Genomic DNA, 18,291 nt, shown 5'->3' with positions numbered 1-18,291 from the left:
CTCGATTAGCTATCCGGTTGCAGGCTTATCTGGCAACCGGGATTCATCCGTAAATCGGGGTCGAAGGCGTTTTTCAGGCCGGTGATCATCCGGCGCTGCACATCAGATAGCCGGCTTTCGAAATCGGAGCGTTTCAGGCGGCCGATGCCGTGCTCGGCGCTGATGCTGCCGACGTAGCGGTCGAGGACCTCGTTGACGAGTGTCTTGGACTTGTAGATGAACGCATCACGCTCCTCCGGTGTGGCACCGTTTGGCGGAAGCACGTTGAGATGGACGTTGCCATCGCCGACATGGCCGTAGGAAACCGCGAGGCATTCCGGCAGCTTTTCCGCCAGTTCCGCTTCCGCCTCGGCCACGAAAGCCGAAAGTTTCGAAAGCGGCACCGAGATATCGGTGCGCATATGGCTGCCGCGCAGTGCCTGGCCTTCATTCATGCCCTCACGGAAGAGCCACAACGACTGCGCCTGTGCGCGAGAGGAGGCGATGACGCCGTCCAGCACCAGTCCGTCTTCCATGACGCCCTCGAGGAAACGGCCCATCAGATCGGCAGTATCCACCAGACCGGAGCCGGAAATTTCCATCAGCACATAGGCCGGGTAATCGCCGGCGATCGGCATCTTGAGGTCGGGGATTGCCTCGATCGCAAGTGTGAAAGCCACCGGCGGCATGAATTCGAAGGCGGACATCAGGTCGCAGCATTCGCGGCGGGCGCGGCGATAAAGCTTGATGGCATCGTCAAGCGAATTGAGGCCGAGCAGCGCAGTCTCGACATGTTCAGGATTGGGGTAAAGCTTGACGGCAACGGCGGTGACGATGCCGAGCGTTCCTTCCGCGCCGATAAAAAGCTGCTTTAAATCAATGCCGCGATTGTCCTTGCGCAGCGTGGACAGGCCGTTCCAGATGGTACCGTCCGGGAGGACCACTTCGAGCCCCAGAACCAGCTCGCGGGTCATGCCGTAACGCAGGACATTGATGCCGCCGGCATTGGTTGAGACGTTGCCACCGATGCGGCAGCTGCCCTGCGCGCCGAGGGACAGCGGGAAGAACATGCCTTTGTCCTCCACCGCATCCTTGAATTCCGAGAGAATGCAGCCGGCTTCAACGACAGCGGAAAAATCGTCGCTGTCGATGGCGCGGATGGCGTTCATGCGCTCCAGGCTCAGCACGACCTGATGTTTCGGGGCATCGGGAATGCCGCCGAGCACCAAGCCGGTGTTGCCGCCCTGGGGGATGATGGCGAGGCCGAGTTCGGCGCAGGCGCGCACCGTGTCGGACACTTCCTGCGTAGAACGAGGGCGGATGACGGCCACGGCCGAACTGGTGACATCACCGTGCCAGTCACGGCAATAGCGCAGCATGTCTTCCTGCGATGTCAGCAGCAGGGCTTCACCAAGCCTGCTCTTCAGCGAGAACCGCAATTCCTCGATATCGTGTTCACTCACGATCGTCATTCCACCCTCTCCGTCCAATCCGCCCTAAAATATGAGGGCAAGGGTTTGTGGCCTTGCATTTGCCGGCACCCTTGCTTTTGTTAGTTTGTGAAAAAATACTATTTTCAATCGGATCATATAAGGTTATCAGACAACCTTACAAGCTAATTTATCGGTCCATCGGCCGATGATGTTTTTTCGGTCTCGGGAGAATGACCGGGACACAGAGGAGGAAGACATGCATATCGCAATCATCGGCGCCGCGGGCATGGTTGGCCGCAAGCTGACGCAGCGTCTCGTGAAAGATGGATCGCTCGGTGGCAAGCCGATCGAGAAATTCACGCTTATCGACGTGTTCCAGCCCGAAGCGCCTGCCGGTTTTTCCGGTGCTGTCGATGCGCGCGCAGCTGATCTCTCCGCCCCGGGTGAAGCTGAAAAGCTGGTGGACGCCCGTCCGGATGCCATCTTCCATCTCGCCGCCATCGTGTCTGGTGAAGCGGAACTCGATTTTGACAAGGGCTACCGTATCAATCTCGACGGCACCCGTTATCTCTTCGACGCCATCCGCATTGCTAACGGTAAGGATGGTTACAAGCCGCGCGTGGTTTTCACCTCGTCGATTGCCGTCTTCGGCGCGCCGCTTCCCTATCCGATCCCGGATGAATTCCACACCACGCCGCTGACAAGCTATGGCACGCAGAAGGCAATCTGCGAGCTGCTGCTGTCCGATTACAGCCGTCGCGGTTTCTTCGATGGTATCGGCATCCGTCTGCCGACTATCTGCATTCGTCCGGGCAAGCCGAATGCGGCGGCCTCCGGCTTCTTCTCGAATATCCTGCGCGAGCCGCTGGTCGGCCAGGAAGCGGTTCTGCCAGTGCCGGAAAGCATCCGCCACTGGCATGCCTCGCCGCGTTCCGCCGTCGGTTTTCTCATTCATGGTGCGACGATCGACGTCGAAAAAGTCGGTCCGCGCCGCAACCTGTCGATGCCCGGCCTCAGCGCCACCGTTGGTGAGCAGATTGAAGCGCTGCGCAAGGTGGCTGGCGAAAAGGCCGTCGCCCTCATCCGTCGCGAGCCGAACGAGATGATCATGCGCATGTGCGAAGGCTGGGCCCCCGGTTTCGAAGCCAAGCGCGCTCGCGAACTGGGCTTTACGGCTGAGAGCTCCTTCGAAGAAATCATTCAGGTTCATATCGAAGACGAACTGGGAGGTTCACTGAAATGAGGATCAGTGGGGAGGAGAAGAACCGGTCTTTTGCCTTTATCGGCACGGGCCTGATGGGCGGGCCGATGGCGCGGCGTCTGTTGGGTGCCGGCTTTTCGGTCACGGTCTGGAACCGTAGCGCGGATAAGGCGGAGGCTCTTGTTGCCGATGGTGCGGTTCTCGCGGCATCGCCGGCGGAGGCCGCCAAGGGTGCCGATATCGTCATAACCATGTTGAGCGATGGCAAGGCTGTGGGCGAGGTGCTGTTCGAGGCCGGCGTGGCCGATGCGCTGAAAAAGGGAGCTGTCGTGATCGACAGCAGCTCGATTGCGCCGCCGATTGCGCGCGAACACTCCTCCCGGCTTGAGGCGCTTGGCATTCATCACATCGATGCCCCGGTCTCCGGTGGTGTGCCGGGCGCAACTGCCGGCACACTCGCCATCATGGCGGGTGGCGACGAGGCGCTGATCTCGGGTCTTGCAGATGTCTTTGCGCCGATGGGCCGGCTGACCTATGTCGGTCCTTCAGGCGCGGGCCAGCTCTGCAAACTCGCCAACCAGCAGATCGTCGCCATTACGATCGGCGCGGTTGCCGAGGCGATGATGCTAGTGGAAGCGGGCGGCGCATCCCGGGAAGGTTTTCGCAATGCCATACGCGGCGGTTTTGCCGAAAGCCGGATTCTGGAGCTGCATGGCGAGCGCATGGTGAAGCGCAATTTCGTGCCGGGTGGTCCATCCAAGTTTCAGCTCAAGGACCTGAACGGCGTGCTGGCGATGGCGAAGGATATGTCGTTGACGTTGCCGCTGACCCAGCAGGTGACGCGGGAATTCGATGACTTCGTGGGTGATGGCGGAGCCGATATCGACCATAGCGGTATCCTGCTTTACCTCGAAAAACTCAACAACCGCGAACAGGGCTGAAGCGATCTCATGAGCGACGACAAGACACCCATGCGCCGCCTGAGGTCCCAGGATTGGTTCGACAACCCTGACCATCTCGACATGACGGCGCTCTACCTGGAGCGCTTCATGAATTACGGCGTGACGCCGGAAGAGCTGCGTTCCGGCAAGCCGGTCATCGGCATCGCCCAGAGCGGCAGTGACCTGACGCCTTGCAACCGCGTCCATGTGGAACTCGTCAAGCGGGTGCGCGATGGCATCCGCGACGCGGGTGGCATCCCTATCGAGTTTCCGACGCACCCGATGTTCGAAAACTGCAAGCGCCCGACGGCGGCGCTTGACCGCAATCTTGCCTATCTCAGCCTTGTGGAAGTGCTGTACGGTTATCCGCTCGATGGCGTCGTTCTGACCACCGGCTGCGACAAGACCACGCCTTCTGCGCTGATGGCGGCAAGCACGGTCGATATCCCGGCCATTGTGCTTTCCGGCGGGCCGATGCTTGACGGATATCATGACGGCGATCTGGTTGGTTCCGGCACTGTCATCTGGCGCATGCGCCGCAAATATGGTGCGGGCGAAATCACCCGCGAGGAGTTTTTGCAGGCGGCGCTCGAATCCGCTCCTTCCGTGGGCCATTGCAACACCATGGGCACGGCGTCCACCATGAATGCCATGGCGGAAGCGCTCGGCATGTCGCTCACCGGCTGTGGCGCGATCCCGGCCGCTTATCGTGAGCGCGGCCAGATGGCCTATCGCACCGGCCGCCGCGCGGTTGAACTGGTTGTGGAGAATATCAAGCCTTCCGACATCATGACGCGTGAAGCGTTCCTGAACGCGATCCGCGTCAATTCGGCAATTGGCGGTTCCACCAATGCCCAGCCGCATCTGGCGGCAATGGCGAAACATGCGGGTGTTGAGCTGCGCGAGGAGGACTGGCAGGTCCACGGCTACGACATTCCGCTTATCGCCAATGTCCAGCCGGCCGGTAAATGGCTGGGTGAGAAATATCACCGTGCCGGCGGCACGCCCGCCATCATGTGGGAGCTTCTCAAGGCGGGCAAGCTCGACGGAAGCTGTCCGACCGTAACCGGCAAAACCATGGCGGAAAATCTGGAAGGTCGGGAATCGACCGACCGCGACGTGATCCTGCCTTACGATAAGCCGCTGAAGGAACGGGCCGGTTTCCTCGTTCTCAAGGGCAATCTCTTCGATTTCGCCATCATGAAGACAAGCGTGATCTCGGCGGAATTCCGGCAGCGCTATTTGAGCGAACCGGGCCGCGAGGGGATTTTCGAGGGAAAATGCGTGGTGTTCGATGGTTCTGAGGACTATCACGCCCGCATCAACGATCCATCCCTCGGTATTGACGAACGCACCATTCTCGTCATTCGCGGCGCAGGGCCGCTCGGCTGGCCGGGTTCGGCTGAGGTCGTCAACATGCAGCCGCCGGATGCGCTGTTAAAAAAAGGCATCACCAGCCTGCCGACAATCGGCGACGGCCGGCAATCGGGAACGGCGGACAGCCCGTCGATCCTCAATGCCTCGCCGGAAAGTGCAGCCGGTGGTGGGCTCGCCTGGCTTCGCACCGGCGACGTGATCCGTATCGACTTTAATGAAGGGGCATGCAACGCGCTGGTGCCGGAGGCAGAGCTTGAAGCGCGCAAGGCTGATGGCATCCCGGCGGTACCGGCGGATGCGACGCCCTGGCAGCGAATCTACCGTCAATCGGTGACGCAGCTTTCGGATGGCGCGGTTCTGGATGGGGCTGCGGATTTCCGAAGGATTGCCGAGAAGATGCCCCGCCACAATCACTGATTCGGCACTGATCAGACATGATGAAAATCCCCGGCCACGACCGGGGATTTTTCTTTTCCGGGCGGTTTCACAATTGATTGCGACCTCCTAATGTACCTGCAAATCCGCATCACAGGAGCAGGGCATGACAGATATTTCGATGATCGAGGCGGCGCGTCAGCGCATCGGCAACCAGGCGGTGCGGACACCGCTGCTGTCATCACCGTTTCTGGATGAGATTGCGGGCCGAAAACTGTTTGTGAAGGCCGAGTGCCTGCAAAGGACAGGTTCCTTCAAGTTTCGCGGCGGCTGGTCAGCCGTCTCCGGTCTGCCTGCCGAGGTGCGCGCTAAGGGCGTGCTCGCTTTTTCTTCGGGTAACCACGCGCAGGGCGTGGCGCTTGCCGCCCGCCTGCATGGTGTTCCCGCCGTCATCATCATGCCCTCCGATGCGCCGAAGATCAAAATCGACAATACCCGCGCCTATGGTGCGGAGGTGGTGCTTTATGACCGGGCGAACGAGGATCGAGACGCCATCGGCGACCGACTGTCGCGCGACCGTGGGCTGACACCGATCAGGCCTTACGACGAACCGCTTGTCATTGCCGGGCAGGGCACGGTGGGGCTGGAGATCGCTGAACAGGGCGCGGAGCTGGGGATCGGTGCGGCAGAGGTTCTGGTGCCCTGCGGTGGAGGCGGTCTCACCTCGGGCATCTCGCTCGCGCTTGCCGCGAAAGCACCGAACTACAAGGTCAGGACTTCAGAACCGGAGCGGTTCGACGACGTGGCGCGCTCCCTTGCCGCGGGTAAGATAGAGCGCAACGCAACGGCCTCGGGTTCGATCTGCGACGCGATCGTTACGCCGCAACCCGGCAACATCACCTTCCCGATCATGGCCGGGCTTTGCGGAAAAGGCATTGCCGTGACCGATGAGGAAGCGCTGCGGGCCACGGTCCTCGCCTTCAACCGGCTGAAGGTCGTTGTTGAGCCCGGTGGCGCGGTGGCTCTTGCCGCGGCGCTTTTCCATGGTGGTGAACTGGAAAGTGAAACGGTGATTGCGGTTGCGTCCGGCGGCAATGTGGATCCCGGGATCATGGCGGATGCGCTGGCTCGCTTTGGCTGAGGCGGCAGGCGTAGATTAATCCCTGAGCCGTGCCGCAATGTCGGCGGCAATCGCCAGTGAGGCGGTCAGGCCGGGGCTTTCTATGCCAAAAAGATTGACGAGGCCGGCAAGTCCGTGGGTTTCCGGCCCGTCGATGCGAAAATCCATGGCGGGTTCGTCGGGTCCGGAAATCTTTGGCCGTATGCCGGAATAGGCTGGGATCAAGGCATCGTCCGGAAGGCCCGGCCAATAACGCCGTATAGCATCGCTGAAACCCTCCATGCGGCGGGGATTGACGGCGTAATCGATGGTTTCGACCCATTCCACGTCAGGGCCGAACCGAGCCTGACCGGCGAGATCGAGCGTGAGGTGCACGCCGAGGCCGTGGGTGTGCGGTGCGGGATAGATGAGCCGCGAAAACGGCGACTTGCCTTTCAACGAAAAATAGCTGCCTTTGGCGAAGCGCGCCTGAGGGATGACTTGTGCCGGCAGGCCCTCGATCTTTTTTGCCACCATCGGCGCGATGAGGCCGGCGGAATTGATGAGCAGGCGGCATGTCAGGCTCATCGGCTCCTTGCCGCCGACATCAACACGGAACCCCCCGCTGATTGTCTGCGCCCTTTCGAAAGGTGCGTTCAAGGCAAGGGCGGCGCCATGGTCTTCCGCCTCACCGAGCAAGGCCAGCATATAGCCGTGGCTGTCGATGATGCCGGTCGAAGGTGAGAGCAGGGCTGCCCTGCAGGCAAGAGCGGGCTCAAGCGAAAGCGCCTGCCGTTCATCGATCAGCTCCAGGTCGTCGCAGCCGTTGGCCTCACCCTTGTGCTTGAGCCCGGTCAGCAGGGTCATTTCAGCGTCATCGGCCGCCGCGATAATTTTGCCGCAGCGGCGATGCGAAACACCGTGGCTCTGGCAGAAGGCATAGAGCCGCGCCTTGCCCTCCACGCAGAACCGGGCCTTGAGGCTTCCGGCCGGATAATAAAGCCCGGCGTGAATGACCTCGCTGTTGCGGGAAGAGGTCGCGGAACCGAGTTCTTTTTCGCTCTCCAGGATGATGACAGAGAGGCCGCGCATCGACAGTTCACGGGCCGCCGCCAGCCCGATCACTCCTGCCCCGATGATGATGGCGTCGATATCCATCATGTCTCCCTGTCCGCAGATAGTCCATTTGAACGAACGCCGCCGCGCCGCGCCAATATTCCGCGATGGGTAGATTGATGCTTGTCGGGAGGCAAGTGGCGACCCCTATTTTTCCCAATTGGCGCTTCTTATGGAATTTTATCTCTACTGGAACGGTAGGGGATGAAGCTATTCTGTGGGTGAGATTAACCATCGCCCGCTTGACGGGCCAGACACGGAAGGGAGCGCACAATGTCTTATTCCAAAGCAGGAAAAGTAAAAGACTTTGTCTCGCAGCCCCAGTCACCACGCAACTGGAGAGATTCGGTGCATGCGGCTCTTGTCGGCGTCTGTGTGGCGTTTGTCGCCGCCGTCATATTCGGTCTCGTTCCCTGATCCTCCCGTCTTTTCCATCAGGGTATTTGAGAACAAAAGGCCGGTCGCTCCTCCGATCGGCCTTTTTCATGCGCATTCACGCCTTCAGATAATCCTCGGCCAGATTGACCCAGAAGGCGGTTCCGATCGGCAGGATGTCGTCGTTGAAGTCGAATTTCGGGTGGTGCAGCGGTGGGTCGTTGTCGGTGCGCGCCGTGCCAAGGAAGAAATAACAGCCCGGCCGTTTTTCCAGCATATAGGCAAAATCCTCCGCGCCCATCGACGGACGCTGCATCTCGGCCACCTTTTCAGATCCGGCAAAACGGCGGGCGAGATCGGCGACATAGTCCGTCTCCGCCTTGTGGTTGATGGTTGCGTTATAGCCGCGCTCGTACTCGATGGTGACGCTCATGCCATAGCTTGCGGCCTGGCCTTCGGCTATCGCCCGAATGCGCTTTTCCAGTTCATCGCGCACGCCCGCATCGAAGGAGCGGATGGTGAGCAGCATCTCCGCCGTTTCGGGAATGACGTTGCTGGCAACACCGGCATGGAACGCGCCCACGGTGACGACGGCTGACAGTTGCGGATGGATGTTGCGGGACACGACCGTTTGCAGCGCCATGATGATGCTCGCACCGGCAACGATGGGGTCGGCGGCATCCTGCGGTTCGGCGCCGTGGCCGCCATAACCGTTGACGGTGATCTTGCACTCATCGACGGCGGCAAGGATCGGTCCGTCGCGCAGCACGAATTGCCCGAAAGGCACGCCGGGATCGTTATGCAGGGCAAAAACCGCATCGCAGGGGAAGCGGTCAAACAGGCCGTCCTCGATCATGATGCGGGCGCCGCCGAAATTCTCTTCTGCCGGCTGGAAGATAAGATGCAGCGTTCCATCGAAATTCCGGCGTTCGGCAATGATCCTTGCCGCACCCAGGAGCATGGCGGTGTGGCCGTCATGGCCGCAGGCATGCATAACGCCCTGATTGGCGCTGGCATATTCCGCCCCGGTCTCCTCGTGGATCGGCAGGGCGTCGATATCGGCACGAATGCCGAGCGTGCGGGCGCTGTCGCCATTGCGAAGCGTCGCGACGATGCCGGTGCCGGCAAGCCCCCGTGTCACCTCATAGCCCATTTCCACCAGCTTTTCGGCTATGAAATCCGACGTCTTGAATTCGGAAAGGCCGATTTCGGGATGGCGGTGCAGGTGATGGCGGATCGCCACCACATCCGGCATGTGGTTGGCAAAGGAGGTGACGTTGGCGGTCTGTCTGGTCATTTTCGAAGTCCCGGTTTACGCCGCTTTTTTCCGGCGCCTTTTAGCAAGGACATAGCAGCATATGTCTCTGCGCGTAAGAGGCGTTCCGGCACCCGAAATGCCCTGAAATTCAGCGCTTGCATCGTGCCGCGACAGGTGGCATGGAACTATTGACGTCCTGGGGCATTAGCTCCTTTCGGATGTGGCGCGGGCCTTCTCGGTTTCGTGTTGCCTTTCAGGTTGTCAACGGGGGACTATCGGGCGTTGCGCGAACAATTTTCGCCGTTGAGGAGTATGCGAAATCCGGTCGGAACGGCTTTGCCGGGCCGTGGGATGAGATTTTCCTGTCGCCGGAAATCCCCTGTTCGCACTGATCACTCGCCTTGCAAATATTTCGGAAAAATTGTGCCACCCGATGTGGCAACGACGGATATCCTTCATCGGATGATACGATCCGCCCGACGGCCGGTCCGGTTCACCGAAGGTTCAGGATAAGTCATAAATATAGCGTGGCCTGATTTTCGTGTGTGCTTCCGCCACGGACGAATGCCGGTCAAGTCGAACAAGTATCCCTTAAGTTCAGAATACGAGCCCGATGTCATTTCATATCACCCCGACCGCCGCCGCCCGTGATTCCGAGACGAAGCAGATTGATCACAATGATTCGATCCGCGCGTCCTATATGACGATTGAGGAACTGCATGATGCGGGCGCCGCGCTTTCCCGCGATGGTGCCGATAGTCTTCCTGGCTTCATGGAATTCGATTTCTTCGAGCGTCATCGTGAGAACGAGAAGGAAATCCTCAGGGTCTATCGCACGACGGCCGTCGATGCGGAGAATGGTGCGACGATCACGCCAGCGGCGGAATGGCTGCTCGACAATCACTACGTCATCGAAGAAGCAATCCAGGAAGTGCGTCGCGATTTTCCGCGCAAGTTCTATCGCCAGCTACCGACGATGACGGTGGGCGGGGTGACGATCCCGCGGGTCATGGCGCTCGGCTGGCTTTATGTCGCCCATACCCACAGCACGGTTTCGCGCGAGAACATGACGGCGCTGGTGGATGGCTACCAGACCTCGAAGACGCTGCAGATCGGCGAATTGTGGGCGCTGCCTTCCATCATTCGTTTTGTCCTCATCGAAAATCTGCGCCGTATCTCCATCCGCGTCGAGCGTTCGCGCCGTATGCGCCAGAAGGCGAATGAGGTCGTCGATGAAATCATCCGGCTGAATGATGCGGAAGCCTCGGCCGCGCTTCTCAAGCAGGTCGATTCGCTGGTCGATGATCCGACTTTCGCGACACAGTTCCTCTATCGTCTGCGCAACGGTTCGCAGACCTCCGGTTTTGCCGTTGCCTGGCTCGAAGAGCGTCTTCACGCTGCCGGCACCGATGCCGAAAACGTCATGATGTCGGAACATAATCGTCTCGCCTCCGGCAATGTGACGATGGGCAATATCGTCAAGAGCCTGCGCGAAATCGACGATACCGAATGGTCGGTGTGGTTCGAGGAAGTCAGCCATATCGACAAGGTTCTGCGCGAGGAGACCGATTACGAAGTTCTCGATTTCGGTTCCCGCAACACCTATCGCAACACGATCGAGCTTCTGGCTCGCCGTTCTCCCAAGACCGAAGTTGAGGTTGCGCGCGCCGCCGTCGAAATGGCGCGCTCCGATATACCTGCCGGTGCGGATGAAAATCATCGCGTCAATGTCGGCTCCGTGCTTGTCGGCCAGCGCCGGTTCGAGCTTGAAAAGGCACTGGGTTACCGGCCGCTGGTGTCGCAGCATATCGTCCGCTCGATGCGCAAGTTCAATTGGCTGGCAATCGCCGCGCCGGTGCTTCTGATCACTGCGATTGCCATGCTGGCGGTCGGCTGGTTCCTCGCGGAAGCGGGCATGCCCTGGTATGTCGTCACCGCCTTCCTGCTGATGTTCGCATTGCCGGCCTCCGAAGGGGCGACCGGTCTCTTCAACACGCTCGTCACCTTCTTCGTGAAGCCGTTCCGGCTGGTCGGATACGAGTTTAAGAACGGCATTCCGCAGGATGCCCGCACGCTGGTCGCCGTGCCCTGCATGCTCACCAGCCGCGACAGTGTCGACGAGATGATGCGCAATATCGAGGTGCACTATCTCGCCAATCCGCATGGCGAGATTTATTTCTCGCTCGTCAGCGACTGGCGCGATGCGCAATATGAGCAATCCGATGAGGATCTCGAAATCCTCGACTATGCCAAGCGCGAGCTTGCGGCGCTGAACAGCCGTTATGCCTTTGACGGCAAGACGCGCTTTTACCTGCTGCACCGCCGCCGCATCTACAATTCGGCCGAAGGCTGCTGGATGGGCTGGGAGCGCAAGCGCGGCAAGCTGCATGAATTGAACATGCTGCTGCGCGGCGACAAGGATACGACATTCCTGGGCGGCGCCAATGTCGTGCCGGAGGGCGTGAAATACGTCATGACGCTGGATGCCGACACGCGCCTGATGCGCGATGCGGTGACCAAGCTCGTCGGCAAGATGCATCACCCGATCAACCGTCCGGTGATCGACCCGGTATCCGGACGGGTTGTCGAAGGTTACGGCCTGCTGCAGCCGCGCGTTACACCCTCGCTCACCACCGGCAAGGACGCCTCCGTTTTCCAGCGCGTCTTCTCTATCAACCGCGGTATCGACCCTTACGTCTTCACCGTTTCCGACGTCTATCAGGACCTGACCTCCGAAGGCACCTTCACTGGCAAGGGTCTTTATGATGTGGATGCCTTCGAGGCGGCGCTGAAGGGCCGGATCGAGGAGAACTCCATCCTCAGCCACGATCTGCTCGAAGGATCCTTCGCGCGCTGCGCATTGGTGACCGACGTGGAGCTGGTGGAGGACTTCCCGACCCGCTACGAGGTGGAAGTCTCGCGCCAGCATCGCTGGGCGCGTGGCGACTGGCAGCTTCTGCCCTTCATCCTTGACCGTGCCCGTGGCGTTACCGCCATCGGCCGCTGGAAGATGGTCGATAACCTGCGTCGCTCGCTGACCCCGATCGCCTGGTTCTTCGCGTCGATCCTCGGCTGGTATTTCATGGACCCGCTCGGTGCGCTGATCTGGCAGATCCTGCTGATCTTCTCGCTGTTTGTCGCGCCTACGCTTTCCCTGCTGTCCGGCCTCGTGCCGCGCTCTACTGATATTGTGCCGCAGGCGCATTTTCATACCATCTGGTCGGAAATCCGCGCGACCAATGCGCAGGTTGCGCTGCGCATCGTCTTCATCGCCGATGCTGCATGCATGATGACGGATGCGATTGCCCGCTCGCTTTACCGTCTGCTTGTCAGCCACAAGCTGATGCTGGAATGGCGTACCGCCGCCAGCATGCAGTCGAGTGCCCAGGGCAGCATCGTCGATTATTATCGACAGATGTGGCATGCGCCCGTGGTGGCGATGCTCGGCCTGCTGTTTGCGGCGCTGCCGGGCGACAACGCCTTCCTGATCGGCATTCCCTTCACGCTTCTCTGGGTTCTGTCTCCGGCAGTCGCCTGGTATGTCAGCCAGTCGGCTGAAACCGAAGACCGGCTGTTCGTTTCGGAGCACGTCTCCTTCGAGCTTCGCAAGATCGCGCGTCGCACATGGCGTTATTACGAAGCCTTCGTGACGCCGCAGGAAAACCACCTGCCGCCTGATAACTTCCAGGAAACACCGGAGCCGATCGTCGCTTCGCGCACATCGCCCACCAATATTGGTGTTTATCTGCTTTCGATTATTTCGGCGCGTCAGTTCGGCTGGATCAGCTTCGCCGATACGCTGGAGCGGATCGAGAATACGATCCAGACCGTCGAAAAGATGGAGAAGCATCGCGGCCATCTCTACAACTGGTATCATACCGACACCCTGCAGACGCTTGGACCACGCTATGTTTCGGCGGTGGACAGCGGCAACCTCGCCGGTCACCTGATCGCGGTTTCGTCCGCCTGCCGCCAATGGGCGGAGGCGCCGTCCGCACATCTTCAGGGCAATCTGGACGGTATCGGCGATCTTGCCGGCATTCTGCGCGAAACGCTGAAGGCGCTGCCCGATGACCGCAAGAACCTGCGACCGCTGCATCGCCGTCTTGAAGAGCGCATCATCGGCTTCTCGAACGCTCTCGCCTCCGTCAAGCGCGAGCATGAATTCGCCTCGATCCGCGTCATCAATCTCGCGGTTCTTGCGCGCGATATCCAGAAACTCGCTACCAACGTCGATCACGAGGTGAAATCCGCACAGAGCGCGGAAGTGACACGCTGGGCGCAATTGCTCGTCGATTGCTGCGAAGCGCATATTTCCGACAGTGCCATTGACCTCACCAATATGGAGCCGCTGCGCCAGCGCCTCGCATCGCTGCGCGACCGCAGCCGCAACCTTGCCTTCTCGATGGACTTCACGTTCCTTTATCGTAAGGATCGCCGTCTTCTGTCGATCGGTTATCGCGTCGAAAGCAAGGAGCTGGATGAGGCCTGCTACGACCTTCTGGCTTCCGAATGCCGCCTGACGAGCCTCTTCGCCATCGCCAAGGGCGATCTGCCGACCGAGCACTGGTACCGTCTCGGCCGCCAGGTCGTGCCGATCGGCGCGCAGGGTGCGCTGGTCTCCTGGTCCGGCTCGATGTTCGAATATCTGATGCCGCCGCTCGTCATGCAGGAGCGTCAGGGGGGTATTCTCAACCAGACCAACAATCTGATCGTCAAGGAACAGATGAACCATGGCCGCCGTCTCGGCACGCCGTGGGGCATTTCCGAAGCGGCGTTCAACGCCCGCGATCATAACATGAACTATCAGTACACCAATTTCGGTGTGCCGACGCTTGGCCTCAAGCGTGGCCTTGGCCAGAATGCGGTGATCGCGCCTTATGCGTCGATCCTCGCCAGCCAGTACGATCCTGACGGTGCGCTCGAAAACCTCGACAAGCTGCGCAAGCTTGGCGCGCTTGGCCAATACGGTTTCCACGATGCGGTGGACTTCACGCCGACGCGTGTGCCTGACGGCAAGGTCTGCGCGGTGGTCTACAACTATTATGCCCACCACCACGGCATGTCGATTGCGGCTGTCGCCAACGTCGCCTTTGATGGCGTGCTGCGTGAATTGTTCCACTCCGATCCGGTGATCGAGGCCGCCGAACTGCTGCTGCAGGAAAAGGCACCGCGCGAAGTGCCTGTTATGAGCGCCAAATACGAGCCGGAAACACCCGGCAAGGAACAGGCCGACCTGTTGCGTGCGGAAGTGCGCTCCATCGCCGATCCTGCGGTGCGCGACCGCGAAGTGGTGTTCCTCTCGAACGGCCATTATTCGACGATGCTCACCTCCACGGGTGCGGGTTATTCGAAATGGAATGGGCAGGCGATTTCCCGCTGGAAGGCCGACCCGACAGAAGATCGCTGGGGCACCTTCATCTTCCTGCGCGACACCACCAATGGACAATGGTGGAGTGCGACGGCCGAACCGCGCGTCGTCGAAGGTGAAAAGACCAAGACGATTTTCACCGACGACAAGGCGGAGTTCCACAAGACAACAGGCGATCTGCAGAGCGTGGTTGAGTGCATCGTCGCCACCGAGCATGATGCCGAAGGCCGCCGTATCACCCTGCTGAACGTCGGTTCCGAGGATCGCTACATTGAAGTGACCTCCTATATGGAGCCGGTCATCGCGTCTGAAGATGATGACAACGCCCATCCGCTGTTCTCGCGCATGTTCGTGCAGACGGAGATCGGTCGACGCGGTGACGTCATCCGCGCCTGGCGCAACCGCCGCAGTCCGAACGAGCCGGGCACCGTCATCGCGCATCTTGCCGCCGACAATGCCGGCCCTTCGCGCCCGACGGAATTCGAGACGGATCGCGCCAAGTTCATCGGTCGCGGACGTTCGCTGCGTGAAGCGGCGGCTTTCGATACGGGTGCGACGCTTTCCAGCACCGACGGTTTCACGCTTGATCCGATCCTGTCGCTGCGCCGCACCGTGCGTGTGCCGGCGGGCAAGAAGGTGAGCGTGATCTTCTGGACGATCGCCGCGCCGAGCCGCGAGGAGGTCGACAAGGCGATCGACCGTTACCGTCATCCGGATGCTTTCGCGCATGAACTCGTGCATGCCTGGACGCGTACGCAGGTCCAGATGCGCCATGTCGGCGTCACCTCACAGCAGGCGGCCGCCTTCCAGCATCTCGGTCGTTATCTGACCTATCCGGACATGCATCTGCGGGCGGATTCGGAAACGCTGAAAACGGGTCTCGCCTCGCAGCGCGCCCTGTGGCCGCTTGCCATTTCTGGCGATTTCCCGATCTTCAGCCTGCGTATCAATGACGATATGGACATGGATATCGCCCGTGAGGCGCTGAGCGCCCATGAATACCTGCGTTCACGCGGCGTGATCTTCGATCTGGTCATCGTCAATGAGCGGGCCGCGTCCTATGCCCAGGATATGCAGCATGCGCTGGATCATATTTCCGAGGCGCAGCGCCGCATCAATCCTGCGGACGGCGGTCGTCCGCACGTCTTCTCCGTGCGTCGCGACCTGATGGACGAAGAGACCTGGAGCGCGCTTCTCGCCGCCTCCCGCGTTGTTCTTCACGTGCGCAACGGCAAGATTGTTGATCAGATCAACCGCGCTGTGTCGCTATTTGCGGCCCATCGCGGCCCTGACGGTACGAGTGACGCTGCGCAGGCGCGTCTGCCTGTGCCGGCCTTCCCCGTCGCGGAGCCGGTCGAGGATGCGGGCGATCTCGATTTCTGGAACGGTTTTGGCGGCTTCGCCAAGGGCGGTCAGGAATATGTCGTGCGCCTCAATGGCGGGCAGTCGACGCCGCATCCGTGGATCAACGTCGTCTCGAACGAGAGTTTCGGCTTCCATATTTCGGCCGAAGGCGCCGGTTTCAGCTGGAGCCGCAATTCGCGCGACTATCAGCTGACGCCATGGAGTAACGATCCGGTCATCAACCGGCCGGGTGAGGCCTTCTATGTCGCCGATGTGGAGACAGGAAAGCTCTATACGCCCTGCGCCGCGCTTTCGCGCGATCCCGAAGCCATGTTTGAAACCCGCCATGGTCTCGGATATTCCGTGCTGACCGGTGTAGCGGATACGCTCGAAGTCGAGCTGACACAGACCGTTGATCGCGAAAAACCGATCAAGTTTTCGCAGGTCATCGTTCGCAACAAGGGCTCGAAAAGCCGCCGCCTGAAGGTCTATGCCTATGTGGAATGGGTGCTTGGCAATAACGGCCAGAAATCCGCGCCGTTCATTCTGAGCAGGCACGATGCTGCCAGCAACGCGATTTTCGCGTCGAACCCTTACAGCATCGACTATAGCGCCCGCACGTCCTTCCTGACGCTCGACACCGAGGCAAGCGGTTTCACCACCAGCCGCCGGGAATTCATCGGCCGCTTCGGTTCCGCGCAGGCGCCGCAGGGCATCGTGTCCGGCGCCGCACTCAGCGGCAGCACCGAAGTTGATGGCGATCCCTGTGCCGCGCTGATGCAGGAAATCCACCTGAAGCCCGGCGAAGAACGGCACATGACCTTCATTCTCGGCGATGCCGACAATGCGGAAGAGGCCGAAGCGCTGGTGAAAGATGCACGCCAGGCCGACTTCCAGACGGTGCTGGACGAGAGCAAGGCGTTCTGGACTGGCTTTACCGGCCAGTTGCAGGTTTCCACGCCCGATGCCGGCTTCAACCACATGGTCAACAACTGGCTGCCCTATCAGGCGCTGGCGTGCCGCATTCTGGCGCGCACCGCCTTTTACCAGTCGAGCGGCGCCTTCGGCTTCCGCGACCAGCTTCAGGATACGCTGGCCTTCCTGCTCTACCAGCCGGATCTCGCCCGCAAGCAGATTCTGCGTGCGGCTGGCCGCCAGTTCCCGGAAGGTGACGTGCAGCACTGGTGGTTGCCGCTTACGGGTGCCGGTGTCCGCACAACCATTTCGGACGACGTCGTCTGGCTGGCTTATGCGATCAACCAGTATGTCTCGGCCACGGGCGATGCCGCCATCCTCGATGAAAGCATTCCCTTCCTGAAAGGCCCGGCATTGATGCCCGGCCAGCATGATGCTTTCTTCCAGCCGGAGACGAGCGACAGGTCCGTCACGCTTTACGAACATGCGGCGCTGGCGCTTGATCTCGCCATTCATCGCACCGGTGAAAACGGTCTGCCGCTGATCCTCGGCGGTGACTGGAACGACGGCATGAACCGTGTCGGCGTTGGCGGCAAGGGCACCAGCGTCTGGCTCGGCTGGTTCCTGGCCGGGGCTTTGCGCGATTTCATCGAGATCGCCGAAAAGCGTGGCGATACAGATCGTGTCGGCAAGTGGGCGGCGCACCGTGAAAAGCTGCGCAATGTTCTCGAAACCGCTGGTTGGGACGGCAGCTATTATCGTCGTGGTTACTTCGATGATGGCACACCGCTCGGTTCCGCTGAAAGCGAGGAATGCCGGATCGATTCGCTCGGCCAGAGCTGGAGCGTTCTCTCCGGTGAGGGCGAGGAAGGTCGGTCGCGGCAGGCAATGGATGCCGTGATGGAGCATCTGGTCGATGAAAAGACCGGCATCATCCGGCTGTTCACGCCGCCCTTCTCTCGTGCGCCACATGATCCGGGCTACATCAAGGGATATCCGCCGGGTGTACGCGAAAACGGCGGGCAATATACCCATGCGGCGACCTGGGTGGTTCTTGCCCTTGCGAAGCAGGGTAGGGCGCAGGAGGCATGGAACTGCTTCAAGCTGCTTAACCCGGTCAATCATGCACTCGATGCGGCGGCGTCGGAAACCTATCGGGTCGAGCCCTATGTGGTGACCGCCGATGTTTACGGTGAGGGCGCTTATGCGGGTCGTGGCGGCTGGAGCTGGTATACGGGTTCCGCCGGCTGGCTTTACCGTGCTGCAGTCGAGGGTATTCTCGGTATCACCCGCACTGACGGCAAGCTGCATATTTCGCCGTCGCTACCGGAAGACTGGAGTGGTTTCTCGGTGAAGATCACGCTCGACGGGAAGGCAAGGAACATCGCCGTTGATCGTAAGGCCGGCACGGCGGAAGTTTCCGTATCTGTCGATGGCAAGGCTCTCCCGGCAGGAGATCGGGTGATCCCCTTCAACTGAGACGATCAGGTCTCTGTTCGCTTTAAAG

Annotated in this window: 8 protein-coding genes; 5 read left to right on the top strand and 3 right to left on the bottom strand. The window is 60.5% G+C overall.

Annotated features, from left to right (window positions below; all coding sequences use genetic code 11):
- Positions 1–5 precede the first annotated feature (5 nt).
- On the bottom strand, positions 6–1,451 hold the full coding sequence (locus CFBP6623_RS13145; RefSeq protein WP_046799623.1) for an FAD-binding oxidoreductase: 1,446 nt from the start codon (positions 1,449–1,451) through the stop codon (positions 6–8).
- 217 nt (positions 1,452–1,668) lie between these two features.
- On the opposite strand from CFBP6623_RS13145, the gene denD reads away from it, so the two are divergent.
- The 4 genes from denD to CFBP6623_RS13125 all read left to right on the top strand — a co-directional run bounded on the left by denD (position 1,669) and on the right by CFBP6623_RS13125 (position 6,447).
- Positions 1,669–2,655: a D-erythronate dehydrogenase gene (denD, locus tag CFBP6623_RS13140; RefSeq protein ID WP_046799622.1), complete on the top strand. Its 987-nt coding sequence runs from the start codon at positions 1,669–1,671 to the stop codon at positions 2,653–2,655.
- Positions 2,652–3,554 carry an NAD(P)-dependent oxidoreductase gene (locus tag CFBP6623_RS13135; RefSeq protein WP_046799621.1) on the top strand — a complete coding sequence of 301 codons (903 nt, stop codon included), beginning with the start codon at positions 2,652–2,654 and terminating at the stop codon, positions 3,552–3,554. Before denD ends, CFBP6623_RS13135 begins: the two co-directional genes overlap by 4 nt.
- Positions 3,555–3,563: 9 nt before the next feature.
- Entirely contained in the window at positions 3,564–5,348 is a 1,785-nt protein-coding gene (locus CFBP6623_RS13130; protein ID WP_046799620.1) for an IlvD/Edd family dehydratase, read from the top strand.
- Positions 5,349–5,472: 124 nt separating this feature from the next.
- Positions 5,473–6,447, top strand: coding sequence for a threonine ammonia-lyase (locus CFBP6623_RS13125; protein WP_046799619.1), 975 nt, complete (start codon positions 5,473–5,475; stop codon positions 6,445–6,447).
- Positions 6,448–6,462: 15 nt separating this feature from the next.
- Here CFBP6623_RS13125 and CFBP6623_RS13120 read toward each other — a convergent pair whose 3' ends face one another.
- Together CFBP6623_RS13120 and CFBP6623_RS13110 are read right to left on the bottom strand one after the other, a co-directional pair.
- Positions 6,463–7,566, bottom strand: coding sequence for an NAD(P)/FAD-dependent oxidoreductase (locus CFBP6623_RS13120; protein WP_046799618.1), 1,104 nt, complete (start codon positions 7,564–7,566; stop codon positions 6,463–6,465).
- Positions 7,567–8,014: 448 nt separating this feature from the next.
- On the bottom strand, positions 8,015–9,193 hold the full coding sequence (locus CFBP6623_RS13110; protein WP_046799617.1) for a M20 aminoacylase family protein: 1,179 nt from the start codon (positions 9,191–9,193) through the stop codon (positions 8,015–8,017).
- Positions 9,194–9,767: 574 nt separating this feature from the next.
- On the opposite strand from CFBP6623_RS13110, the gene CFBP6623_RS13105 reads away from it, so the two are divergent.
- On the top strand, positions 9,768–18,263 hold the full coding sequence (locus tag CFBP6623_RS13105; RefSeq protein WP_046799616.1) for a GH36-type glycosyl hydrolase domain-containing protein: 8,496 nt from the start codon (positions 9,768–9,770) through the stop codon (positions 18,261–18,263).
- Positions 18,264–18,291: the final 28 nt, after the last annotated feature.

This window comes from Agrobacterium tumefaciens (assembly GCF_005221385.1).
In the GTDB taxonomy this organism is placed as follows: Bacteria; Pseudomonadota; Alphaproteobacteria; order Rhizobiales; family Rhizobiaceae; genus Agrobacterium; species Agrobacterium tomkonis.
Note: the sequence above shows the minus strand (reverse complement) of the source record. Positions and strands in the feature narration are given on the sequence as shown.